The 23383-nt window shown below is 40.4% G+C and carries 21 protein-coding genes and 1 tRNA gene; 4 read left to right on the forward strand and 18 right to left on the reverse strand.

Translation table 11 applies throughout. The features are described 5' to 3' along the window. Positions 1 to 6 precede the first annotated feature (6 nt). The 11 genes from ABD014_RS02905 to ABD014_RS02955 form a co-directional block, all read right to left on the reverse strand. A complete protein-coding gene (locus ABD014_RS02905; protein WP_343857196.1) occupies positions 7 to 990 on the reverse strand; it encodes a hypothetical protein in 984 nt (327 codons plus the stop codon). A gap of 280 nt (positions 991 to 1270) precedes the next feature. Further along, entirely contained in the window at positions 1271 to 1471 is a 201-nt protein-coding gene (locus ABD014_RS02910) for an S-layer homology domain-containing protein (RefSeq protein ID WP_343857198.1), read from the reverse strand. A gap of 581 nt (positions 1472 to 2052) precedes the next feature. Beyond that, on the reverse strand, positions 2053 to 4425 hold the full coding sequence (locus ABD014_RS02915; RefSeq protein WP_343857201.1) for an SEC-C metal-binding domain-containing protein: 2373 nt from the start codon (positions 4423 to 4425) through the stop codon (positions 2053 to 2055). Between the two features lie 828 nt (positions 4426 to 5253). Continuing rightward, a complete protein-coding gene (locus ABD014_RS02920) occupies positions 5254 to 5946 on the reverse strand; it encodes a hypothetical protein (protein ID WP_343857203.1) in 693 nt (230 codons plus the stop codon). 657 nt (positions 5947 to 6603) lie between these two features. Continuing rightward, on the reverse strand, positions 6604 to 6771 hold the full coding sequence (locus ABD014_RS02925) for a hypothetical protein (RefSeq protein ID WP_343857205.1): 168 nt from the start codon (positions 6769 to 6771) through the stop codon (positions 6604 to 6606). A 230-nt stretch (positions 6772 to 7001) separates the two neighbouring features. Then, positions 7002 to 7940 carry a hypothetical protein gene (locus ABD014_RS02930; protein WP_343857207.1) on the reverse strand — a complete coding sequence of 313 codons (939 nt, stop codon included), beginning with the start codon at positions 7938 to 7940 and terminating at the stop codon, positions 7002 to 7004. A 237-nt stretch (positions 7941 to 8177) separates the two neighbouring features. Next, positions 8178 to 8936: a hypothetical protein gene (locus ABD014_RS02935; RefSeq protein ID WP_343857209.1), complete on the reverse strand. Its 759-nt coding sequence runs from the start codon at positions 8934 to 8936 to the stop codon at positions 8178 to 8180. Between the two features lie 530 nt (positions 8937 to 9466). Next, complete coding sequence (locus ABD014_RS02940) at positions 9467 to 11065, reverse strand: hypothetical protein (protein ID WP_343857211.1); 1599 nt, start codon at positions 11063 to 11065, stop codon at positions 9467 to 9469. Between the two features lie 422 nt (positions 11066 to 11487). Continuing rightward, positions 11488 to 11561 (reverse strand) — tRNA-Ala (locus tag ABD014_RS02945). 168 nt (positions 11562 to 11729) lie between these two features. After that, positions 11730 to 12359 (reverse strand): DUF2306 domain-containing protein, encoded by a 630-nt coding sequence (locus tag ABD014_RS02950; RefSeq protein ID WP_343857348.1) that lies wholly within the window; start codon positions 12357 to 12359, stop codon positions 11730 to 11732. 39 nt (positions 12360 to 12398) lie between these two features. Then, positions 12399 to 13439, reverse strand: coding sequence for a DJ-1/PfpI family protein (locus ABD014_RS02955; RefSeq protein WP_343857213.1), 1041 nt, complete (start codon positions 13437 to 13439; stop codon positions 12399 to 12401). A 281-nt stretch (positions 13440 to 13720) separates the two neighbouring features. Here ABD014_RS02955 and ABD014_RS02960 point away from each other — a divergent pair, with 281 nt between their 5' ends. Further along, positions 13721 to 14407 (forward strand): response regulator transcription factor, encoded by a 687-nt coding sequence (locus tag ABD014_RS02960; protein WP_343857216.1) that lies wholly within the window; start codon positions 13721 to 13723, stop codon positions 14405 to 14407. Position 14408: 1 nt separating this feature from the next. After that, positions 14409 to 15734, forward strand: coding sequence for a sensor histidine kinase (locus ABD014_RS02965; protein ID WP_343857218.1), 1326 nt, complete (start codon positions 14409 to 14411; stop codon positions 15732 to 15734). Between the two features lie 41 nt (positions 15735 to 15775). On the opposite strand, the gene ABD014_RS02970 is transcribed toward ABD014_RS02965, so the two are convergent. The 5 genes from ABD014_RS02970 to ABD014_RS02990 all read right to left on the reverse strand — a co-directional run bounded on the left by ABD014_RS02970 (position 15776) and on the right by ABD014_RS02990 (position 20593). After that, on the reverse strand, positions 15776 to 16345 hold the full coding sequence (locus ABD014_RS02970; protein WP_343857220.1) for a hydrolase: 570 nt from the start codon (positions 16343 to 16345) through the stop codon (positions 15776 to 15778). Then, the gene (locus ABD014_RS02975) at positions 16342 to 17457 is read right to left on the reverse strand and encodes an AbrB family transcriptional regulator (RefSeq protein WP_343857351.1); all 1116 of its coding nucleotides are present in this window, start codon (positions 17455 to 17457) and stop codon (positions 16342 to 16344) included. The genes ABD014_RS02970 and ABD014_RS02975 overlap by 4 nt, the downstream gene beginning before the upstream one ends. A gap of 118 nt (positions 17458 to 17575) precedes the next feature. Continuing rightward, positions 17576 to 17980: an RrF2 family transcriptional regulator gene (locus ABD014_RS02980; protein WP_343857222.1), complete on the reverse strand. Its 405-nt coding sequence runs from the start codon at positions 17978 to 17980 to the stop codon at positions 17576 to 17578. Positions 17981 to 18142: 162 nt separating this feature from the next. After that, positions 18143 to 19036: a DMT family transporter gene (locus tag ABD014_RS02985; RefSeq protein ID WP_343857224.1), complete on the reverse strand. Its 894-nt coding sequence runs from the start codon at positions 19034 to 19036 to the stop codon at positions 18143 to 18145. Between the two features lie 207 nt (positions 19037 to 19243). Continuing rightward, on the reverse strand, positions 19244 to 20593 hold the full coding sequence (locus ABD014_RS02990) for a lytic polysaccharide monooxygenase (protein WP_343857353.1): 1350 nt from the start codon (positions 20591 to 20593) through the stop codon (positions 19244 to 19246). Between the two features lie 572 nt (positions 20594 to 21165). Here ABD014_RS02990 and ABD014_RS02995 point away from each other — a divergent pair. Next, complete coding sequence (locus tag ABD014_RS02995; protein ID WP_343857226.1) at positions 21166 to 22113, forward strand: radical SAM protein; 948 nt, start codon at positions 21166 to 21168, stop codon at positions 22111 to 22113. An 81-nt stretch (positions 22114 to 22194) separates the two neighbouring features. Here the strand turns inward: ABD014_RS02995 and ABD014_RS03000 are convergent, their stop codons facing one another. Then, a complete protein-coding gene (locus tag ABD014_RS03000) occupies positions 22195 to 22311 on the reverse strand; it encodes a YjcZ family sporulation protein (protein ID WP_343857228.1) in 117 nt (38 codons plus the stop codon). Positions 22312 to 22486: 175 nt separating this feature from the next. Here ABD014_RS03000 and ABD014_RS03005 point away from each other — a divergent pair, with 175 nt between their 5' ends. Further along, on the forward strand, positions 22487 to 22708 hold the full coding sequence (locus ABD014_RS03005) for a hypothetical protein (RefSeq protein WP_343857230.1): 222 nt from the start codon (positions 22487 to 22489) through the stop codon (positions 22706 to 22708). Positions 22709 to 22740: 32 nt separating this feature from the next. Here ABD014_RS03005 and ABD014_RS03010 read toward each other — a convergent pair whose 3' ends face one another. Continuing rightward, positions 22741 to 23370: a DedA family protein gene (locus tag ABD014_RS03010; RefSeq protein ID WP_343857233.1), complete on the reverse strand. Its 630-nt coding sequence runs from the start codon at positions 23368 to 23370 to the stop codon at positions 22741 to 22743. Positions 23371 to 23383 lie beyond the last annotated feature (13 nt).

The raw sequence follows: 23383 nt of genomic DNA on the forward strand, positions 1-23383 counted from the left end.
GAAGTTTTAGGTATGATAGCTCCATTGTCCTAACCAGATATAGATGGCCATCAAACCAAATAACAATACACAGAAATTAATGACCACAAATAAGCAGCGCATTGTCATGGTACGGTGGAACTTGAAGAGGGTTTTGAACCCATCGTTACCGTTAATGATGAACAAGATCAGTATTGTATGTACGATGGTATGTCCAACGATCTCTGTAAATCCGAATACGGTTGTCGTAAGGATAAATATACCCGTAAGCAAGAACGCAGAGAATCGATTCAAAAGTCCAACTATGAATGCCCAAGCAAGTCCAAGCTCAATGAAGGCGCTGATCAAAACAAAATGTTCAACGGAAAAACCCAGAGTTGGAAGATGATATTCGTGCATGAGGGAGTAAGCGAGTTCGGGTAGCGTAAGCTTTTCCATGGCGATCCATGCCAGCGACAAGCCTGTAAAGAAATAGAGAACCATATTGACTGAGGGGGACCATCGTGTGTTAACGACGCATAAGTAATAGATGATTCCAACATAGAATACGTAGTCCAGCGCATGGAAAATTCCGTAGTTCACAATGGCGGTAATGTATAGCACAGTAATTGCCAGGCCACTACCGGGGAGCAGCTTGCGGTGCAATAGTCCCGCCATGGCTGCTATAAGCAAGAGGTATACCCATATGTCATTAGATACGAACGAAGGGGATATATAGGTTCCTGTACAGAGTTGAAGGAGGAAGCCGAGGCCAAGGCCTACACGTAAAATCGTCAATTGGAATCGCCTTAACTTATTAAGTAAGAAGTGAAATTGGCGAACAACACGGTATTTCTCCAGTTTCTCATTGCATATCGCTGCAATAAGCAATGCTGCTAGCGTGAATGCCAGCCAGAAGAGAAAAACGGGGGTGATAACCTTGGACATGGATTCGGGGTACCATAGATGTTGATTGGTAAACCATTTGACATGCAAGAATAAATTGCTCCATGGAGGGAGCCATTGTGCCATATGGTGGATCACTTCCTTTTATTAAAATTTCAAACAAAAATATAATAACATAAAATATACAATAAATAACACTAATTTCTAAAATTCTCATTTATGGATAAAATATCTTATGAAGAATGTTGTATTTTGCGCGATATGATCGAGATGACGTCTGAATGATTCTCTCATCACTTCATAGATTCTCTTGTGGTACTGTAATAGGTATCGCGCAAAAGCTTAGGCGCTGCCTATTATTTGGCAGCGCCTAACAACATCCCTTATTCCTCTTCCTGTTGTCCTATCATTCGCAGCAGCTGACCGTCGCTTCCACCCGCGTCGCCTTTTCATTCGGTTCGAAACGGTTCTGTCCGCGGCCATCCACAATGCCAAGCGCGTGAGTTGCTTCTATCGCCCCCTTCGCCCATTGTGGAATTACTTCGTCGTCGGCAAAGCCAGTCGAAGCTTGAACACTACTTTGCAGCTTGAGCGCCCTGGCGATCATGATTGCTTTATCTCAGAAATTATTGAATAAAAAAAACGCATCTTCTGCCGTTTGTATTAGATGTTGGTGGAGTCTAGGGTTCGAACCCCTGACCTCTTCGCTGCCAGTGGAGCGATGAGGTTTGTACGATAGAGATAATGAGGGAGGAGGCCTTGTGGTTCAATATAGTGAGTTTTATGATTCTACGTTCGAGCTAATCGAAGTATTCTGAATTAACGAAGTGTGACCAAGAATGTGACCAAATAACTTCATCCAAAGGTTCTCCTCATGAAGCATTACATCTTGCGATTCATCTGGAAATACGGATAATCAACTCCTTTTTTTATGCAACTCTTTTCTTCTAAAATAGCTCTCTCTTGATACTTACATTTCTATCTAAAAATAATCCATTTTTAATGATTCATCTGATCACCTAATAACTTTTTGATATTAATGGGTTACAGGGATTTCACATAGCGTTCCAGCAGTTACGACGCCTTCCTTTTAATGCCTTAGCGGAAAAGTGGCGCACGTCCTTGCTTCGCAAGGACTGTGTCATCGGAAGGAATGTAGGAAACTGTCATGTTATGTGATGTGATGTTCTAATTCGTTAGTATATACTTCTTACAACACTTCTTGTATTTTTTCCCGCTTCCACAAGGGCAAGGTGAATTAACCGTAACCTTCTTGTACAATTTCTTACCTTCTTCTGAATAATTAATGAAGAGTTCCATTTCACTAATTTTTCCTGATAAGTATTCAAAGCAATGTGCTACATTCATCATTTCTTTCGATATTTTCTTGAATTCTAGATCTAAGTTAATGCTGGGGTTAGAATTGTACTCTATAATTACATTTATTGCGACATTAATATTTTTGAAAATTTGACTTACATGACCAATTAATCTTGGCTCAATTGAATGCTTTAGGTATTCTTCTGCAATCATTTCAACATATTTTATTTGAGCATTTATCAAACCTAATACAAAAGTATGAACTTTTCCAGTTTGAATAATTCTTTTTTTCTCATTATCAATTTCTTTTAAAATAGGGAATATGAGCTGAAGAATACCTGATATAAATCTATCATCGTTTTTACTCTCTGCTTCATCAGACTCATATATACTTTCAATTTTGGTAGTGAGCATATACATTAAAACCCAACAATCTTTTTTGATCCCTTTTTCATTAATTGAGTTTATAATATAGTCTGTTCTGACCTTAATATGACCAAACTTTTCTCCAATATGATCACTCAATTCAAGTTTAACATCGGTTAAATGAGGTTTGGCCTGAACTAATGGTGCAAAAATCGCTCGAATCGATTCGAACGAGAACTTTTCAACTTCTCCAATGTACACACCAAATAACTCCATTGAGCTGTCATTCTCATTCACTTGATTTATAAAAATACCAAATAAACTCAATACAGCATATACTCCAATTAATTTGTTTGTTACTTCATCTTCTTCAAAATAAGATTCTACATTATTAATTTGATACTTATTGTTAATAAGAAATACCGTAAACGCTGCAATCGATGAATATACTGTCTCAGCTAGTAGATTCATTTGATCGAAGAAATCATCAAACCTATACTCTTTTGTGGAGATAGTTTTAGTTTTCTTATGTCTGTTCCTTAGTATTACTATTTGATTGTCAATATCTATATCATAATCTACATGCGCTTCGGAATGACGTATGATACTATCTACACCTTCAACAAAGTAATTAAGCTTGAACTTTGTTAGTGATGCAAACTGACCACAAATATCACCAAATCCGGTCCATTCAATTAATTCATTGATATCACAACTCATGTCTCTATCTATGTAACTTGCCAATAATAGGAAAACCATGGAATCACGATATATTCCCTCACATAAATCTTTATACCATTTCAGTCCGTTGGTCATAAGAACGTGATCAGAAGGATTATTACCAAAAACAAATCCAAATGCTATTGAAAGGTCACTTAACTTTTTGAACATATACTTGTATTTTTCAGTATATCGGCTAAGAAACTCACAAACTAAGCTATTATTCTTTTCGAAAGCTTTCTCATAAGTTTTGTATGCAATACTTACCTTTCTAAAGAAACTTTCATCATCAAACGCTATAGTACCAACATACTTGTAGATAGACAGTTTTAATAGATCATCATTTGAATAGTGTTTTTTATCTCTAGATAAAATTGATCGAAAATAGTAACTTGTTTGCTCGCACACATCACTAATTCTCTCTTCAATCGTTCCTTCATTTGATGTTTGCCATACCATTCCTAATATAGCTGAGTGGTTCAATTCACCATTCTGAAACAAATCAGTTAAATTTTCGATATTATGAGCACCAAATATACTTCCAAGTATTTTTACTTCTTGCGCTGAATTATCCAATTTTACTTGAGAAGTAGCTTTCAATTTCATTGCATCGTCGATGTTCATAGCAATAGTTGCCATTATTAGTTCAACAACAGATTCCTTGTAAGCAATAACCGTAAGTAGAAGCCTTTTGTGAATATTTCTAAATACTTTAGTAGGTTCAAATAAAGTAACTTCACATAATAGATCATATAATTTAATCATGAATGTGTTTATTTCATTAATAATTTCAACAGTTTCAACTAACTTAATCCCCTCTTGAGTCATATTTATTGAGTAGAAAATGTCAAAGCTTAATTCATTACTTAGTATACTAATATACTCCGAAACTTTTTCCATTTCATTCTCATAGCAATTCTTAGTTCTTATACCTTTTCTAATATCTTTTTTTACCTTTTTATATTCTGATTCGCTATTTTCAATGCTTGATAATACATTCTCCAATAACAATTTGCGAGATTGTACATACGGGTCAACAGATTGTCGTTGATCCTCAAGCGATATACCACATTCCTTGCATACATCATTTATACATTCATTTAGGTGCCCATTAGCACATTCTATAGCAAAATAGTCTAATTCTATATTTATCACAACTATCACCTCTTAACATTGGACTAGAATTCGAATTTCACACAACGTCCTCAGTATTCACGATTCCGAGAGGCTTAAAGAGCGCCTAGTGGGTCGAAGACTTAGCTCGTAGGATTGAATGCTGATCCACTTCTTCGAATCACCTCTTACAGACCAAAGACCGAAAGGTTCACAGTGTGAATGCCGTTGGTATATTAAGCTCATCCAGTTTATCGGGGATGAGCTTTTCTTCTATACTTAGAAGATCAGTGCTAGGTTAAAAACGAATGCGGTGTTGGGGTGAACTTCACCACTTAGCCTAGCAGGGTTGTCTGTTGGTTCCGCTTCCTCGAAAATCTTCATGCAGACCAAGGGGGCTCGACCCACACGCTCGGATATGGTGTTATCAGAAGTACTTGCCCTCTTTGAAGCCACCTGCAAAATCGGTTCCAATAATTCATTTAATATATCTTCAAGATCTTCACCTTCTTCATCGATTGTGGGATATTTTTACATTCTTTCCAAATCAGATTTAAGTTCTTTTATTATTGTGTTGGGTAACCTACTTATTAATCCATTTAGTAAAAAGTACTTCCATGTATATCAGTTGTTTGAAATACATTTTTTTATGTAAGGTATTAGATCATCTTGGCCATTTATGAGAGTGTATCAACCCTTGTGAAACAGTATATTTGCGACGTAAATTCCCCTTAGATAGCTCTTATCTTAGGGGAGTTGATGTATCTGCCCGAAACTTCTTCCTCGAAAATTCCTCGGGCAGATCAATGGTCTTATGGATCGCAGCGCAAATATTATGTTATACGAAAGGACTGTCCTACATTGAAATGTCTAGCTTATTATTGCATTGTAGATAATTACGCCTAAACTACTAATAAATGCTTCTTTTTTAAAGTCATCAGCTGTACTTATCCAAGTCAGTCCCTTCATACCAACAAACCCATATGATTTTAATCTTTCAATAGAACCCAATAGCATATATCTATCAAATGAATGAATGGCTATATTCTCAATTTCATCCGACTCTTTAGTAGATAAATATCCAAGGATATCTATATCAACGGGTTGCATTGAATCTAAACATTCCGAAAAGTAGCAAAACGTTTCCCAATCGTATTTTTCTTGTATATGGCCTAAAAACAGCTTGGCAAGCAAAACAGACCTTTGTTCAGTCCTTAATCTATCAATAATTAATATAATTTGTTCTGTGACCTTGTATTTGAACTTATGATCAGTAATAAGCTTTTGTTTAAATTCGGAAAAATTACTTGTCAAATTTCTTGAATGAAATTCTCTTAAAAAGCAAAGTACTTTCTTGGTAAAATGAAGTTGTTTTATAGAAATTCCTAACCTTCCCAAGGATACTATGCTCTTTACTATTGGTATTTCACTGGTAATATTATCACTTAGTACTGAATCTAGGGCTACTTCACTGTAATCAATAGTTAAGTCCAAGCTAGTATTTATCAATTCTTTAGAAAATGCTTCATTTATTGATTCACTTTGAAGTTCATTCTTAGTCATTTTGAATTCTCCTTTCACAGTCTTTCGTATAACGTTGGTGTGTTTACGACGTCCCACCAACTTAAAACTCACGAAGTGACCGGACGCGATGTGCTTAGTCGGTGTGGATGTGTCTGGCTGCTTCCGCTTCCCCGAAATCCCTCTGCCAGACCGAAGGGGGTCCCTGATGCGTGAACACGGTGTTATCTGAAGGAGTCCTTCCTGTGTTACTTTCTAAGGTTCTTCAATAAGTCCTCCTGTATAAGAATAATTAGTTCTTCAGAGTATCTTATCAATTCATTTGCCATATCCTGTATAATTAATATCTTAGGAATAATACTTTCCGAGTTAAACTCATCTTCGAAGAGTGCGCCCTTTGTTCCCCATAATAAACTATCTAATGATAGACTATTTGTTCTTATTTGCATCCATCTTAGAGTCATAATAGTTTCTTTCGTTTCAAATAATATGAGTCAATCTCATGAATAGATTTACCCCACTGCTCTGTTAGTCCCCATAAATAATCACTGAACTCTTTTGTTTTTTCAATATCTCTGCTTAATAAGACATCATTGTATCTAAATTGCAAAGAACGATATCGACCAATTGTTAAGAGAAATTGATATAATAGTTCGATAAACTCATCACTAGTTTTTAGCTTTAAATCTCTTAAGAATATTATTCATCATTTTTTTGACTTGCTCTCTGTTGTCTAGTCACATTCCAAAAGGACACCAACAGCCCTATAAATGATAAAACTATTGCAATTTCTGCAGTAGAAATATTGATTTTCATAACTTCCTTTTTATGAATTTCGACTCTTTCAGATAACGTTTCCGCGTTCACGACGCCCCACCACCTTAAGCGAACTTGGTGACCGGCGGCGATGCGGTTAGGTGGTGCGGGTGTGTCGCCTAGATCCTCTTCATTGATATTTCTCTGGCGACCGAGGGACGACGTAGTCGGACCGAAGCGTGAACACATTGTTAGAGGATGTTGGCTCTTCCTCGATTAGGTCTGGCAGAGGGGCTCGTCCCCCGATTATATGAAGGGGACTTGAATTACTAATATATGGTTTATTTTTTTATACTAATTTTTTTTCCTTTACTATTAATGAAGTAATACTTTCCATTGATATATTTATAACTCCTTGTAATTTCAAGAAATTTTGTTCTTTGTCCTGTTAAAACTGCACCTAAAAGTATAAAACAAAATAAATTAATTAAATCACCATAAGGAATTTGAATGATATTTACCTTCCCACTCAATACTAGAAAAATCCCAAACATAAAAATTAGTATAGTAAAAAAGAGAGTGCAGATTGAAAAAACAGAGGATGAGTCATTTTTTACATTTTTTAATCTTTCCATAAAAATTGAATGTTCAAGTAAAGCAAGATACCTACTCAAAGGCTTAAGTATAATAAAATAACTAAACCAAGCAATTACTAAAAACACTAATGATTTCTTTAAGTAAATGTCATCGTTTACTTGTAAGATGTTAAGTAGTTTGTTTTTTATAGTTGGATCTATTGTCCTTTCAATAAAAACTAAAAACAAAACGATAATTAAAATAAAATATGTATACCACGCTGGATGATTATATTTAATTCTTCCGTTTGGATTCTTATGTACTCGAGAGACATCAAACCCAAAAAACAAATACCCTGCTTGAAATAATATAAATAAGACTGGTGGGTAAATGTATATAGATATACTTGGCGTAGTGAAGAAAGGAAGATCAATTAGCTTATCAGAATACACTTGACTGGCTAAATATAAGACAACAAACCACACCAGAAGAGGAATTGTCCTAAGAATCCCAGAAAATACATTGTCACTAAATTGGTAAATATCCTTCTTTGCTTCTCTTAATAAATCATTTTTATTATCATGTTGCTCTAGAAATTCACTCGTAGCAATCTGTGACCATATTCCAAGTTTAAAAAAGGTTGATATTAGACCAAGAACAATTGTACTTGAAACTATCTTAACCAAACCTGTAGTTAGTATCATCGCTCGTAATTCTCTCCTATTTTTTTGTGGAATTTTATCGTTTTAAAAGATACATCAATATTATTTGTCTTAAATAAATTTATTCAAGTGATCTCATCCCTTTCATATAAACGTTCCTGTATTCACGACCTCAGCGTATGCTGAGGTGTCCGGCGAACGCCGGGCCAAGGACGAATGTCCGCAGCGTGAATATATTGTTATACGCTGTTACTGTCTTCATGAGATTCCATACTAAAATCACTTCAGAACTTCCTTCGAAATTCTACTAGCTTCCTGATCACATTGACTAATCATACTATTTAATATGCTGTCATTCTTTTTGTCTGCACTAGCATAAACAAGAGTAAAATTGTTAGGTAAATACAGATCAGTGTCTTCTATCATTGGAATTTCTCTGGAATTATAACGATCAATGTTTCCTAAATCATGGTCAGTGACTAGTAATATTTTTAGGCCGTTAGTTTCTAAATTCTTATCAATGATTATTTTCTTTATTAATTCTACAATTCCTAATTTCTCAGCAATAAATTTTTCTTTATGGTTAAATTGAATTGTAAATGAGTTTTGAAATTGAAGTTCTTGTTTGTTATTATTTTTGTATTCTAAAGCTACACCCACAGAAAAATACTCGCCATTGATTAGAGAATTATGAGTGTTGGTATCAACTGCATAGACAAAGTCATAGTCATTAATTAAAGCATTTATATTAGTCTGTAAATTTATTGGATTTTGATTGATTTTCAACGTTTGCTTGACTTTTTCATTTGGTCTATCAAGAGAAATATTTAGGTTAGCCATTTTGGAAGTTACCTCTCGCCCGCCTGTAAATAATTTCAAATCTCCATTAGAAGTCAGTTCATAGCTTGTTATAGCTATGGGATTTTTCATATCCATAGTCACAGATTGATTTCTTGGTTTTTTATCTTTACAACACTTCTTCCTCTTTTTCCCACTTCCACAATCGCACAATTGTTTTTTTTCATTTCCTTCACCCAAATTCCTCACTCCTTACTATGGATTCAATAACTCTATTACCAAAAACTCCTTTTGGATACATGTACTCGCTTCGGTCATCTAATAGCATTTGCCCAATGACTAGGTTATTATAACTATGTGAACACGGATATGATTTACACATATCATATATTTGTCTAGTAGTTCTTAATGGTTTTGAGTCTGATTCTCCAGTTTTATGCGGATTCGGAGATTTCTTTTTTAATACAGACTTGCTAGGTATTCGCATTGCTTCAAGAACATTCTCAAAATCAAAAGAATTTTTATCAAACTTATGCGAATTGAAATTATTTGAAGCTTCAAAATCACATCCCTTACGATGAGGATACGCTTTTCGCGTAGCACTAAAATAGGCAGAAGATACACCATCTACACCACATACATATGTGCGTCACAATTAGGATTAGGACAATAATAACGCTTGTTCTTATCCTCCTTTAAAGCATCATTAGCGTAGAGTTCTTTTGTTCTTCCTTTATCTTTGTAGACATACATTACCATATTACATTTCCCTAAAAATTGGGATTCCAATTGTATTCTATCGTTTCTTCACGTCTGCGTTTAAGATGAGAGTCTACGAACCCATTGCGAATTGGAAATTTCATATCAATGTCATATTGAATTTGAGCAACGAAATTATCGTTGTTTGGAAATAAGGCTCTGTCTTTTCCTCTACGAACTTCTTTTCTGTATAGAACCAAGTAAATTATATCTGCTTCCATTTTTCCATTTTTTACTTTTTGTGATGAAAATCCATGATTTTCTAAAGCCTTTATTCGGCTAATTATTTCCTCAACTGCTTCTCGTACATGACGGGGTCTTGTTGCTCTTTTAAGATATGCAACAGCTTTAAACCTTTTCTTATCTTCTAAACTAATATCTTCGATTTCTGTTAAACGATAGTCGTCGGTTTCTATATCTGGGTAATAACGAAAAGAATCCTCAAATTCATTTCTATCTTCGTCATTGATTGGAAACATCAATACATTTTTGCTGTCTACTACATGTTGCCATGCTTTTCCCATATCGATTATGCCATTTGTTAAGTCACTAACTGCAGAACAATCGATTGTGAAAAAAGAGTTCGCAACTTTAGAAGAATGAAAAGAAACCATTATAGTATCTTTTGTAGATAACTTTCTTAGATGAAATATCCTTTCCGCAGTACACAAACCAAGAAAAACTCTTGAATCAATATCTAAATCTATGCCTGTGAATTCAACATTTACATGTTCTCTTTTTTCTTCCTGATTGTTAACTTCTAGTTGAAATATTTTATCACAGGTCGTTAGCAACGTTGATATAGATAGCCTCTCAAAAAACAGTGAGGTATCTTCGTGGACAGAATCATTTCCATATACTTCATTATAAGAAATATCTTCTTCACATAAGTAGCTAAACCAAGCTAGTATAATAGCAGTTACTCCGTCGTATAGTTGCAACATCGAGTCTTTGAAGTCATATACCGTGGATTCTTGTTGTAAGTGCTGTGCTCCTTTTCTATAAGAAAACACCATCTTTGTACCACTTGCTTTTACACCACCGTGAGATATTGCATTACGGATATTTGAATCTGCTAAATTCGTAATTTTTTGGTATCCTCTTTTTGGACTGGCTAAACATTCAATTTGTGGAGTTAAATTTTTTTGAAATAGACTAATCCCCTCGGCTACACTTTGAAATTCAATAAATAGTTTTAAAGTGTTACTGAACGCTGTATTCAGTAGGTCATTATAGATATTAATGCTGAAAATTTTTGCTTTAAGTTCTTCATTACCTTTAAATCTATTCATCATCATAATTCTTTCTTCTAAATCTAATATGCTTTGATAAGCATAAATTAAGAGGTGGAAATTTAATAGAAGGGTCGAAGTCATGACTTCCTTTCCTACTTTATCCTCAATTTCTCGAATTTTATCCTTAGAAAAAGAAAATATCTCTTCGTCCCAATGTTTCATTTGGGGATTTTTAAGATACTTATATAAAATTGGGTGATAGATTGATGGTAAAAATTCCGCTTTAGAAAAGAGGGCTATAAAAGTTTTCTTTACATCTTCCAGTCCTGTTTCTTTATTCACTTCCCACCAATTAATATAATCACTCGTTTGCATTTATTCCACCTCCAGCCTTTTATTTAATTATACTTTCCACAAAGTATATATCACAAAGAAATCAGGACAAATTATTTCTTATCCTGTGCTTTTTCTACAGTGCTTTTGTTATTTCAAAGAAATGGCTGATTGGAGGAACCTGATAGCACACAATAGTTTGATTGATGAAACAGAAAGAAACGTGTTTAAGACCTACTATAATGTTATCTTAAAGCAGATCTCAAGCGTGTTTAATTAATTGCATAAAAAACGAAGATCTCAGGCAGCTTAGTCGCGTTTAAGATCTTCGTTATTAGGGCAGGTAAATGTGACTCGAATTGGCTATTTTCCTGTGAGCGTCACACAGCACTCCATATGTGTAGCTTTTATAAACAGTAGTAAATACAAAAAAAAACGGCATCTCTGCCGCTTGTGTTTATTGTTGGTGGAGCTAGGCGGAATCGAACCGCCGACTGATCGCTGCCAGCGACCTGTTTTCCCCCTAAACTATAGCCCCTTGTATGATTTTATGGTAGTGCGAATACTACATGGTGTGCTCCCAGCTGAGCTATGGCCCCATATCAATTATAAAAGACTATTATAGAATAACAAACAGGACTCTTTATGTCAATATTTTTTGCGATAAAAAATAGCTAGACAACTATCATTAAAATTAGAAGCCCACCTATTCAGTGGGCCGGATTGTTCTGAGAATTACGTTCGGGATCGCCAGTAGTAATAAAATAGAGACATATACGCCGATGGTGTAACTGGATGTATATTCGAAACCGAAGCCTTTTTGAAAAAGAAAGGTCGTGAGATGAATCAGCATGTTCGTGAAACAAAAGGCGTAGCTTCGAATCATCCAGTTCCGGTGGCGGGTAACTTGTTTCTTTTTAATTTGGATTAGCGCCATCATCGTTATAAACATCCAGATCATATTGATCGCATTGAACCCGATACTGCTAATTTTGCCCCCGGTAGCATAGGGCGCCATATATCCAGAAGTCAGCACTACAAGAAGGACAGAGAACAAATAAAGGTAGCCGTTTATACGGTGGAACTTGCGGCTTTTTTCAAAGATACGATTAGAAAAATTGAGCAGCCCCGCTGCCATGGCAATACAAGCAAATGCGACATGCACGCGCATAACGATTAACCATACGGGAAGCTTAAGCTCACGGGTCAGTCCTGCTTTATGGCTCAAAAACTCCTTAGCTCCAGGATCGGTAATATAGTTGCACACCATGGTATAGATGATAAATACTAGACAAATACAGGCCAAGATAGCATACAGCAAATTGTATTTCTTCATATGGTCCGGGGCCTTTCGTAACATCCTCTTCACCTTCTACTAATCTTGAATGGGAATCCTTATTCCTATTAATTTAGATGCCGGCAGTACTCCAGCTTTAGCGAATCCGGTCATTTGGTCTCCGTTGGCGGTAACTTCGAATCTTAGGTTAAGCCTCATTGGTTTCGTTATCCGCAATGACCAGGTAAGCATGTTATCCTGAAGCAAGGGATTCAAAAACTCGACTTTCTCATCTCCTTGGGTTGCTGTCCCCCGAATGATTCCATCCCGCGTTGATATCGAGAGCTTAACCTGCAGCTTCCCGACCGGCGTTGCGATTGTCGCGTCCCAATCGCCATCAAAAACAGAACTCTGTAAATTTTTATTTGACCCATTGTAATTTGTCTCCATGGCGATATTCGTAGTATTCCGATCCTCTCTATCTAATGCCTTTTGAGTACGAGGCGCAATTCCCTTTTCTCTCCACACCGTCCCCCTTCGTTCGAACTCGAATAACTGCTCTACAGCGTGCGCAATTTGCGGTCCAAGCTGACGTTCGAGCAAATAGAGGGCAATATCAAGCCCAGATGTAACTCCACCCGCAGTAACCAGGTTGCCATCGTCAACAACGCGGGCTGAGATAGGAACAGCGCCTGATGCTTCAAGCAAATCCATGCCCAACTGATTGGTTACAGCCGGTCTGCCTTCCAACAATCCTTCCATAGCCAGCAACAGGGAGCCTCCACATACTGTAGCGACCACAGTGTCTTGCTGCTCGAGAGCCTGCTTGATCAAACCGGTCAATGCTGTATTCTTGGCCCGAACCAGAATTGCCGGGATCGAATCGGCACCATCCCCCTCAATTTCACCGGACGCCCCAGGTACTAAAATAATATCTGCGCGTTCCGGATCAAGCCAGCCGCTGGCGTCGAGCATTATTCCGCAGAATCCAGCGGTCACAGTCCTTGGGCCTTCCGCAGTAACGAATTCCACGTTCAGCGCATCGTCTGCAAACAATTGAGCGGCACAAAAAACCTCGTAAGGTGCAATGGCATCTAAAAGATCAAAGCCATCAAAAAGCACAATTTGAACAGAAAGCATCAACAAATCCTCCTTTTTTCGTCCATCCAACCTGTCTTGTCCGTATCATTGCTTAGATCCTGGGCCTGCAAGTTGATATATTTGTGGTTCGCAACAGAATCATAACAATGAAATATCTCGAACGACGTTGTAAAAACATCACAAAATGATAAACATTCCATCACAGAGCAAAAGACTTTGTTTTTCTTATAGAAGCCAAATGATAAACTTGTAGCATAGTAAGCAACACATTAGGACAATAGTTAAAAATTAACACTTAAGCTTATAAAGGTGGCGTAATAGTGAATGAACTAAATACGATTTTGGTTGTGGACGATGATCAGAGTATCGTCGAACTGTTGAGGGATTTTTTGGAGAACGAAAACTTTAATGTACTAACCGCCTGTGATGCCACTCAAGCACTTGCTCTGTTCCGGCAGAGCATGATAGATTGCATGATTATAGATATCATGATGCCGGGACTAAACGGTTTTGATTTGTGTCGGCAAATTCGTGCGGAGAGCAACGTTCCTCTTCTATTCTTAAGTGCACGCAGTGATGATGTAGACAAAATAAGAGGACTGGCACTTGGCGGTGATGACTATATTGTCAAGACGGCTTCACCCGGAGAGATTGTAGCTAGAGTGAAAGCTGTATTACGGCGGTCCTGTTCCCAGCAGAAAATGGATAGAGCCATCTTGGACCATGGTCGCCTCAAAATAAATCTATCGACGCGCGAAGTATTTGTAGAAGGCCAAATCACCTCGCTAACTCCACGAGAATTTGAGTTATGCCGATTGTTTGCCGAGAATCCGAGACAGGTCTTTACCTATGAACAGCTGCTGGATAAATTTTGGGACGGCGTGGGCGATAAGCATACCGTAAGAGTACATCTAAGCCGACTTCGTGAAAAAATCGAGTCTGATCCGAACTCCCCGAAATACCTTATCAACATTTGGGGTGTAGGGTATCGATTCGAAGGAGAGTAAAATGAGAACACTTCGTATCCGCACATTTACATTGCTTAGCTTATTTCTGATTCTATCAATACCATGGTTATTCTTTGTTACAACCCATTTTATGGTAACCAAGTCTCTAAGCTTGGGAGAGCGTCAACCGCATGATCCATCGCTGCAAAAACATTTGACGGAGACAATTCAGCTAATTGAAATGGGCGCAGACAATTGGACGAATCCGGATTGGCAGAACAAACTGAATCTTCAATTACGGAAAGCGAAATTAGATGCGGCTATTTATAATGCTTCCGATCAGGAGATCTATCGGTCCAGCTCAGAGCGTAATAGGGCGTTGTCGAAGAAAGAACAGTTTTCAGTAATCGAAGACGGCCAATTACTGGGGAGGGCTGTCATTTACTTGCCCAATTTAAATGCAGTTCCAATGGTTGGGGCATTTGTGGGGCTTCTGCTATCCTTTTTTATTGTAGCCATGGGAATGCGAAGGTTTATCCTCATCCCCCTCTACAGAATGAATCTTGCGGCTCGGCGGATTGCTGATGGAGATCTCGAGGTTGAGTTGCCCTCCTCGAGAATTACAGAAATTGCCGGAGTACGTGACGGTTTCGATGTTATGGTGAGGGGACTTCAAAAATCACATCAGAAACAAGTGAAATTGGAAGAGGAACGCAGATTCGTCATTGCTGCCGTCGCACATGATTTAAGGACTCCATTATTCGCATTACGAGGATATTTAGACGGTATCGAGCAAGGCATAGCTCAGACTCCAGACAAATTGGCAAAGTATGTGACAGTTTGCAAGGAAAAATCGGCGCAATTGGACCGGCTGGTAGAAGACCTCTTTACTTTTACAAAGATGGAGTACTTGGAGGCGAAGCTTAATCTCAAACCGATCGACCTGAAACTCGTATTACAAAAGGCGATGGATAGCTTGAAGCCGCTAGTTGAACAAAAGCAGATTGTAACGAGTGTGCGCTATTCTGCAGACGATCTAACAGTCATCGGCGATTCGCACTTATTGGAGCGCGCCGTAAGCAATCTATTAGACAATGCCATTAGACATACGCCACTCCACGGAAAAATTGTGGTTCACTGCGATAAAGAGGACCATAAAATAGCTCTTACAATACTGGATTCCGGGCCTGGGTTTACTTCAGAGGAGCTTCAACATGTATTTGAACCGCTATATCGCGGTGAAGCTTCTAGAAATCGCTCAACAGGAGGAGCAGGATTGGGGCTAACCATTTCACAGCGAATTATCCGTCAGCACGGAGGGGAACTTACCGCTAGTAACCATCCGGATGGAGGAGCCCTTCTCGTAGGCTGGATACCTAATCGGTAATACAAATATTCATAATTGAGGTTAGCCTCCTGCAGATGAGATTATTTCCTACTCCCTGCTTCCGCAATGAACTCCTCTGTCGTTCTCAATTTGCCGATTCTCGGGAAAATATATTTACAGCTCGATTGCTGCTCTTCCGCGGAGGCAGCTGCCATCGCATCGGTAATGAAGATTTGGTTATACCCGTGCTGGAATGCTTCTCTTGCCGTTCCTTCAACACCGATGTTCGTCGATACCCCGCACAGAACAATCGTGTCGATGCCCCTGCGACGAAGCTGTAAATCGAGATCCGTACCAAAGAAAGCTCCCCATTGGCGTTTGGTGACAACATAGTCCTGCCCGCTCACACCCAATTCAGGGGCGAGCTCTGCCCAATCCGCCGGATATGACAGCGCTCGAGCTGGCTGGTCAGTCGCCGGTTTTAAGGCATCGTGGCCATCATGGAAATCAACCTTCACAAATGCGATGAAGCCGTCCTTCTCACGGAACACCTCGACCAGTTTCGCTGCCTGATCCACGACGTCCTGGTTACCATACATCTTCGTAATCCCTAATTGTAAATCGATCAGAACCAATGCAGTTTTGCTAAAATCAACGTTTAACGCGCTCATACAATCTCTCCTTGTTTAGTGGATTTTTTCTTCTTTTGAATACGGAACAATAGACGAACTAATGGCGGTATGGCAAACATAATAAAGAATGTTCTAAATAATTGATATCCGGCAACTATGGCCAAATCTGCACCAATCTCATGAGCAATAATCCCCATTTGATCCATTCCTCCCGGGGCAAGGCTCAAGAGAGCCGTAGCTCCTGAGACGGATTGAACATAGACAAGCAGCAAGCTGAGGCCCCAGGCTCCAACTACCAGCAGGAGCCCACAGCCAACAGCGATGGATATTGTTCTGAACTTATGCTCCATTTGGCCTGGCTTCAGCATCATGCCGACATTTACGCCAATCAACAGTTGCGCAGCGTTAATGATCCACCCAGGCAGAGCCATACCGGTTAAACCAAGCAACTGCAAGGTGGCTGTTGCAATAACGGGACCCAGCAATAGCGGAGTCGGCAGGTGAATCTTCTTCCCCAGGAATGCCCCCGCAATACAGACTATAGCGAACAGAAGCATAACAAGTGGATTACCGGCGCTATGGGCCGCTGTCGCTATCGTTGAAGGAATAGCAGCGGTCGTATCCGGATGTCCGTGATCGAAGAAAGGACTGAACACGAGCAGCGGAATAATGACGATAATCATAATGAGACGTATCACCTGCGTTATCATAACCGCAAGAAGATTAATTCCCTCTGTCTCCTCGGCGAGGGAGATCACTTGAGTGAGACCCCCGGGTATGCTTCCAAGCAGCGCAGAATTGTAGTCGATGCCTGATAATCTGGAATTTATGAAGGCAATACCTGCGCATAGCAGCAGCAATAGGACTGTCATGAGCAGCATATAGGGAAGCTGGCGGGACATCTGTCTTAGCGCTGTCATCGTCATAGACAGACCGATCGTGTAACCGACGATGACCATGCCTACACTTCTGAGCTGCTGTGGCCATTCATAGCTTTCCTTGATGAGATTAGACCCGGCTAGCACCGCCAGCATGGGACCCAGCAGCCAAGGAACAGGCAGATGCAGCAGCTTGAACAAAATACCTCCGATTAGCGCTGTGACCAGCGATACTATAATACGGGCATAGCGGCTCCGGAAGACAAGTTTCATCACACTCTCACCTCCATCTCAATTATTTAGTCTCTCTATATCAAAAGCATCCAGATTCCGGAAGAGAAGAAAAATCTATTATATGTGCTATTTCCAGCACAGTTTATCCCAAAAAAATTTAGTCTAAAAAATCTCCTACCGTATACGTTCCCAACACCTGGTTCACTTGTGTATTGATATCTGTCATAATTTTCGAGAACGATTCATGCATTTTCTGTCCAAACAGATGGTTCCCGGTCGTGTCCAGCATCCGGTCCCATTGCGGCTCCTTCTCATGGAGCGATTTGTAGACTTCAGCCAGCGTAATTTGTTCCGGACTACGTGTTAATTGATAGCCTCCAGAACGCCCCTGCCTAGCCTCTACAATACCGTGCTCAGCCAATTGAGCTAATATTTTACGTAGTACGGTTGGTTCGCATTGAATCTGTTCGGCAATCTCTGCGCTGGAGCATTGTTCCGAATTGTTTGCAGCGAGTACAATCAGTGCTTGCAATCCGAAGCCAAACCGTTTTAACTGTGCCATTGCTTCCTCCTGCCCTTGCATACATCTTAATGTGCATATTCTAGCACAATTTGAAGCATCGAAGCAATCCCGACTTTCTGACAGGTTATTCCCCAAATAGACCCGGATGACCCGGCGGGTACTACTGGAACCGTCCACAACCCCAGTAATGTCCGAGATAGATTACTCGCTTGCCCGGCGAAGCGCCCCGGGCCTGATATTAACCAGCAAGATACTGATGACAATCATGCCTAATCCCGTAACCAAGTTCCAAGTCACACTCTCTCCAAGGAAAATAACACTGCAAATAATAGCTATTACCGGAATCAGAAACGTAAATGCACCAACCTTCCCGGCTTCTCCAGAGCCGATCAGTTTAAAGTAAACAAGCCAGCCCAGGGCTATGACGAAGATAGAAATAAAGAACAAAGCGCTAATAAAAGGAACGTTCCAGGTAATATCGCCCCATCTCTCCAAATAACTGCCCGTTCCGAGCAGCAGCAGTCCTCCCAGTGTTAGTTGTGAGGCCACCATCCAGACCATATCCACCCGTTCTGTCGTCTTCTTCATATATACGGTGCCAAAAGCCCAGCTTAACGCACTGCCCAGAGCAAGCAGTACACCGGTTATCGACAGATGCCCGGCCAGTCCACCCGCACTAATCTCGAACACGCCGAGGAAACCAAGGAACAGACCCACCATTTTCATCCCATACATAGACTCTCCCAGCCAGAACCACGAGAAGATACCGAGGAGTACAGGCTGTAGAAATACGATGGCAGAGAACAATCCGGCCGGCAAATATTGCAGCCCGATCGTCTGCAATCCATAGTACAGTACGATATTCAGCAACGAGGAGATCAAATACAATGGCCAATTCCTGCGCAGGTTCAACTTCTTGTAGTTAGGAATCGCTACCAGTATAAGCAGAACGCCCCCGATTAATGTCCGCAGTCCGGCGAATAGCAACGGAGACGTATACTCAAGGGCAAATTTGGATAATGGCCAGTTGACCCCCCACATGATTACAAGAAAGATTAGATATAAAATCGTGCGTGATCGCGATAATGACGACATGATGATCACCCCTTGATGATAAAATAACTCTTCAGCGAACCGATCATTAATTCAACTTTTACATCATACAACGAATCATGAACAATTGAAATGTTCAAATTCGGATTATCTAAATTCTGTCAACCGTGAAAAAGAGCTGCCCTCCTTATGAGATCAACTCAAAGGAAAGCAGCTCCGGATCCAACCGTACTATATGAATTTATAAAATTACGCTTTCAACTGCCAGAGTGCAGGGACGTTGGTAGGCTCCCAACCTACCAATGAAGTATGCGGTTGGAGACATTCATAAACCGAACCGTTATAGCTTACCAGGTCGCCGCTCGCATAGGAGACACCCGCAGCCCAAGGCTGAGCAGCAGGCGCTGCAGCTGTCGTAGCCTGAACCGAATTGCTAGCGGCGGATACATTGCCTGCAGCATCCACGGCATATACCGTGAATGTATATGACGTACTAGCATTCAGACCTGTCACCTTATAATCGGTCGTCGAACCGGAGACTGTAGCAACCAGGTTCGCCCCTTGGTATACACGATAACCTGTGACGCCCACATTGTCCGTGGACGCGCTCCACATCAGATCTACGCTGGATGCAGTAGGCGTTCCCATTATGTGCAAATTCCCTGGAGCGGTAGGTGCCTCTTTATCGGCTGCAGCCTGTCCAGTCTTCACAGTAACGGAGCTGGCACTCGACTGATTGCCTGCGGCATCAACCGCCTTCACATTGAACGTATAGGACGTATCTGGGGTCAATCCTGTCACCGGATAGCTCAGCGTCGAACTAGGCACCGAGCCCACAAGTATGCTTCCGTTATATACATTATAGCCTGTTACACCAACATTATCGGAAGATGCTCCCCAGGAGAGCGTTACTGTGTTGGCTGTAATGTTACTAGCTGTGAGAGATACCGGAGCGGTAGGAGGCTGGTTGTCGCCAGGATTTGTACCGCTAAAATTAACATCGATCACGTTATAGAATGCATTAGGCGTATCGGCGATCTCCCAGACAGCGAGGATTACATGATATCCTGAACGTTGCGGAACATTACAAGTGTCGGAATAACTCTTCGGTGGCTGTGTGCCATCATAACTAACGGAGCAGAATGGAGTCAGATCGAATGAATCGCGTGTCAACGGAGCATTCGGATTCCAGTTCTCCTTTGTGATATAATACTTCCAACTGGTTGTAGCATGGTTTGCAGTCAGTGTCCAATGGAAAGTGTTCGTTCCGGCAGACATATTTACTTTCGTCCAACGTGTAGCTGATTGCTGGTCCAGTTCAGGGAAGGCGCCATTCGCACTGGCGATTTTCCCATCGGCTGGGCCGGCTGCCGGAAAGCCTTTTGGAGCTTCAAGACTTTGCGGTTCATACTGAATCGCTCCGCAATTTGTATTTTGTCCTGTCTTACATAGATATCCACGGCTCGCCGGACCATCAATATAACCATGTGCAGAAGCCTTGTCTGCAATCAGGAACACGATGATCAGAGTAAGCAGTATAACCCCAAATGTTGTAAGCGCCTTCATTGTCATAGAACGAGATAAACGAATTGAACTGATCATTCTAATACCTCCTTTTAAAATTGGATGAACCATGACTCGAACTGACTTACTACCTCGCCTGCTAAAAAAGAGCTCGATCCCTCCTTTTGCGCAATTTAATAAATGTCTGTACTCCTGATGTTCAACCTCAACCTCTTCTACAGACACAAAAATCTATATAAACCCCAAATACGGATTTATATACCATTCTACCAAAGCCATAAATAGAGAGATAATTGGAATAAAACAACGCGAAAAAACCGAAGAAAAGACAATTGATGAATAAAAAAGAGGAAATAAAGAAGACAGTAATGAATATAAGGTTATAATGTTTTTTATTTGATGACATGTTTATTATAGCCGATTTCAGGGAAAATGTGTTATTTTTTTGTAAAATAATATATTCGAACTATATTTCTCCATTCATTATACTTATCTAGCTCTGTCGCAATAGGTTGAAAGATGGGGATTTCACCCGGTCACCCTATTAAAAACCTCATACATATCTCCGCTCCATAAGCTATATAATCACTTAGGTTGGTTAGTTATACTAACGACACCAAAATCTATCTATTTAGGAGCCGGTAAGAGTGAAATATAAATTCCTTGAATTAGAAAATCCGAACCACTATGATCTGGAAGCCCTTGAGGTTGGCGTAACATCCAACTGCAATTTCAAGTGCAGCTACTGCTGTGCATATAGCCGGGATGACAATCAAAGCATTGGCGCCAAGGAGGTTATCTCTATTCTCCAGGATGTCCCTACGATTCGCAGAGTGCGACTATCCGGTGGCGAAGTAACTTTGAAATACCAGGATTGTCTGGACATTGTCAGATATTGCTCGGCACATGGCATCGAGACCCAACTCAACACCAATGCCAGCCTGCTTAATGCCACACGCGTGCAGCAATTAGAGGAGGCTGGAGTAACGACGATTCATATCTCCTTTAACTTCACAACCGCCGAAGAGTTCTCCCGATATTACAAGCTGCATCCAAGGGTATATACGAAAATAAGAGAAAATATCGCTCTCTGCGCGCAAGCTTCTTTCGATACTGTGCTGGAGACACTACTATTTGAAGAGACGACCCACCATCTGCCGGAGATTGCGGACCATGTATACGCACTTGGTGTGCGTACGCATGAGATCCAGAACAGTATTACCATGAACCATAGCGGGTGGTCAGCGATTGCCGCCCGTGAAGATTTGAAGAAGGCCGTTCAGGAGCTTATTGCCCATCGCAGAGAGGACAGCACCATTTATTTCACCTGTATGGACCGCTTCGCTCAGGAACTTGGCTTCGAGGAACAATCAGGAGTCTACTTCTCCAACTGTATTGAAGGGAAGAAGCAATTGCATTTGCACGGCAACGGCGATGTGCTGATCTCGGAGCTATGCTATCCAGTGATCATCGGCAATATTTATCAAGGTACTGTACTTAGAGATATATACAAGAACATGCCTGACAAACTTGCCGACTTCCTGGAAAGACAGCCTTGCCCGGCATTGGAAGCCATCTATCCTACACACAGCTAATCGTCTCTTCAATAGCCCATTTCCTAAAAAAGCAGGCCCTGTCATAACAGGACCTGCTTTACCAGTTTTCTAGGCTACTATTTAGAATATGAAAGTTCTAGTAATAATGACGAGCAGAATAAACAGAACCAGAATAGCACCTGTCGATCCCCACAGGCCTACGCCGCCGATGCCGCCGACCTCTCCACAACCTGACATATCTATACCTCCCTTTTCAAGTATAGAACATCTTATGAAATGACGAGCTTAAACGAACGGGCTACTTAAGTAATTATACATATTTTTGACTTTAGTCGTGCTTGCTTACTTGCCTATTCAAACCTTGCTTCTATTGCATACCATACAGTAAAACCATTTGAAACAGGTGATAGGCTTGCCAAGAAGGAGGCAGACACAACTTCTCAATCAGATTGGACTGCAGAATATAATGAACGAAGAAGAGATCTCGTCTAATGATTTGGAAATTATCGGGGCCGGATTTGAAACCTTGGCAAGTCTTTTCACGTTTCTGGCACTAGTGAAAGCCAAGGAAGAGGGAACAAATCCGCTTAAGGGAACAGAAAGCTCACGTAAAAAAGCGCCGGACAATGTCTGACGCTTTTCACTCTTTTCAGCTATGTGGACGTGTCACTGCATCGGTTTATTATCAGGTTTCTTCAGCCACCATTTGCGCCAGCGTACGATCAGGATCGTCAGCACTATAATGCCGAGTGCGGCGAAGAAGAAGCCCAGATACCGCTGTACCAGCATAAAAATCCGCTGCCACTGCTCGCCAAAGATGTTGCCAATGCCAATAAATGCAAGTACCCATATCGCCGCTCCAGGGTAAGCAAACAGGGCAAAGGTTCGAAAAGGAATGCGAATGATGCCTACAAAATAACCAAAAAATTGCCTGACTCCAGGGACAAAAAAGCTAATGAATAGCATTTTATTGCCGTATTTCTCGTAGATTCTTCGCGTCCTTTCCAAATGGGCAGGTTTGAGCAGAATCCATTTCCCGAATCGTTCTATGATCGGAGCCCCAATCTGGTATCCAAGCACATAGGTCACCGTAATTCCGATGACTGAACCGACATATGCCATGAATATGGCAGGTAGTAGGTCCAATACCCCTTTGTAGACCAGATATCCTGTATACGTCAACGTCGTCTGACCTGGCGGCAACGGTAAGGCAATGAAATCAATGGGTAATCCGAGCAATAACACAAAATATCCATATTGTTCAAACATTCGTTCTATCCAATCCAATACATTCATGTGAATCCAATCT

It is taken from the genome of Paenibacillus motobuensis (genome assembly GCF_039521865.1).
In the GTDB taxonomy this organism is placed as follows: Bacteria; Bacillota; Bacilli; order Paenibacillales; family Paenibacillaceae; genus Fontibacillus; species Fontibacillus motobuensis.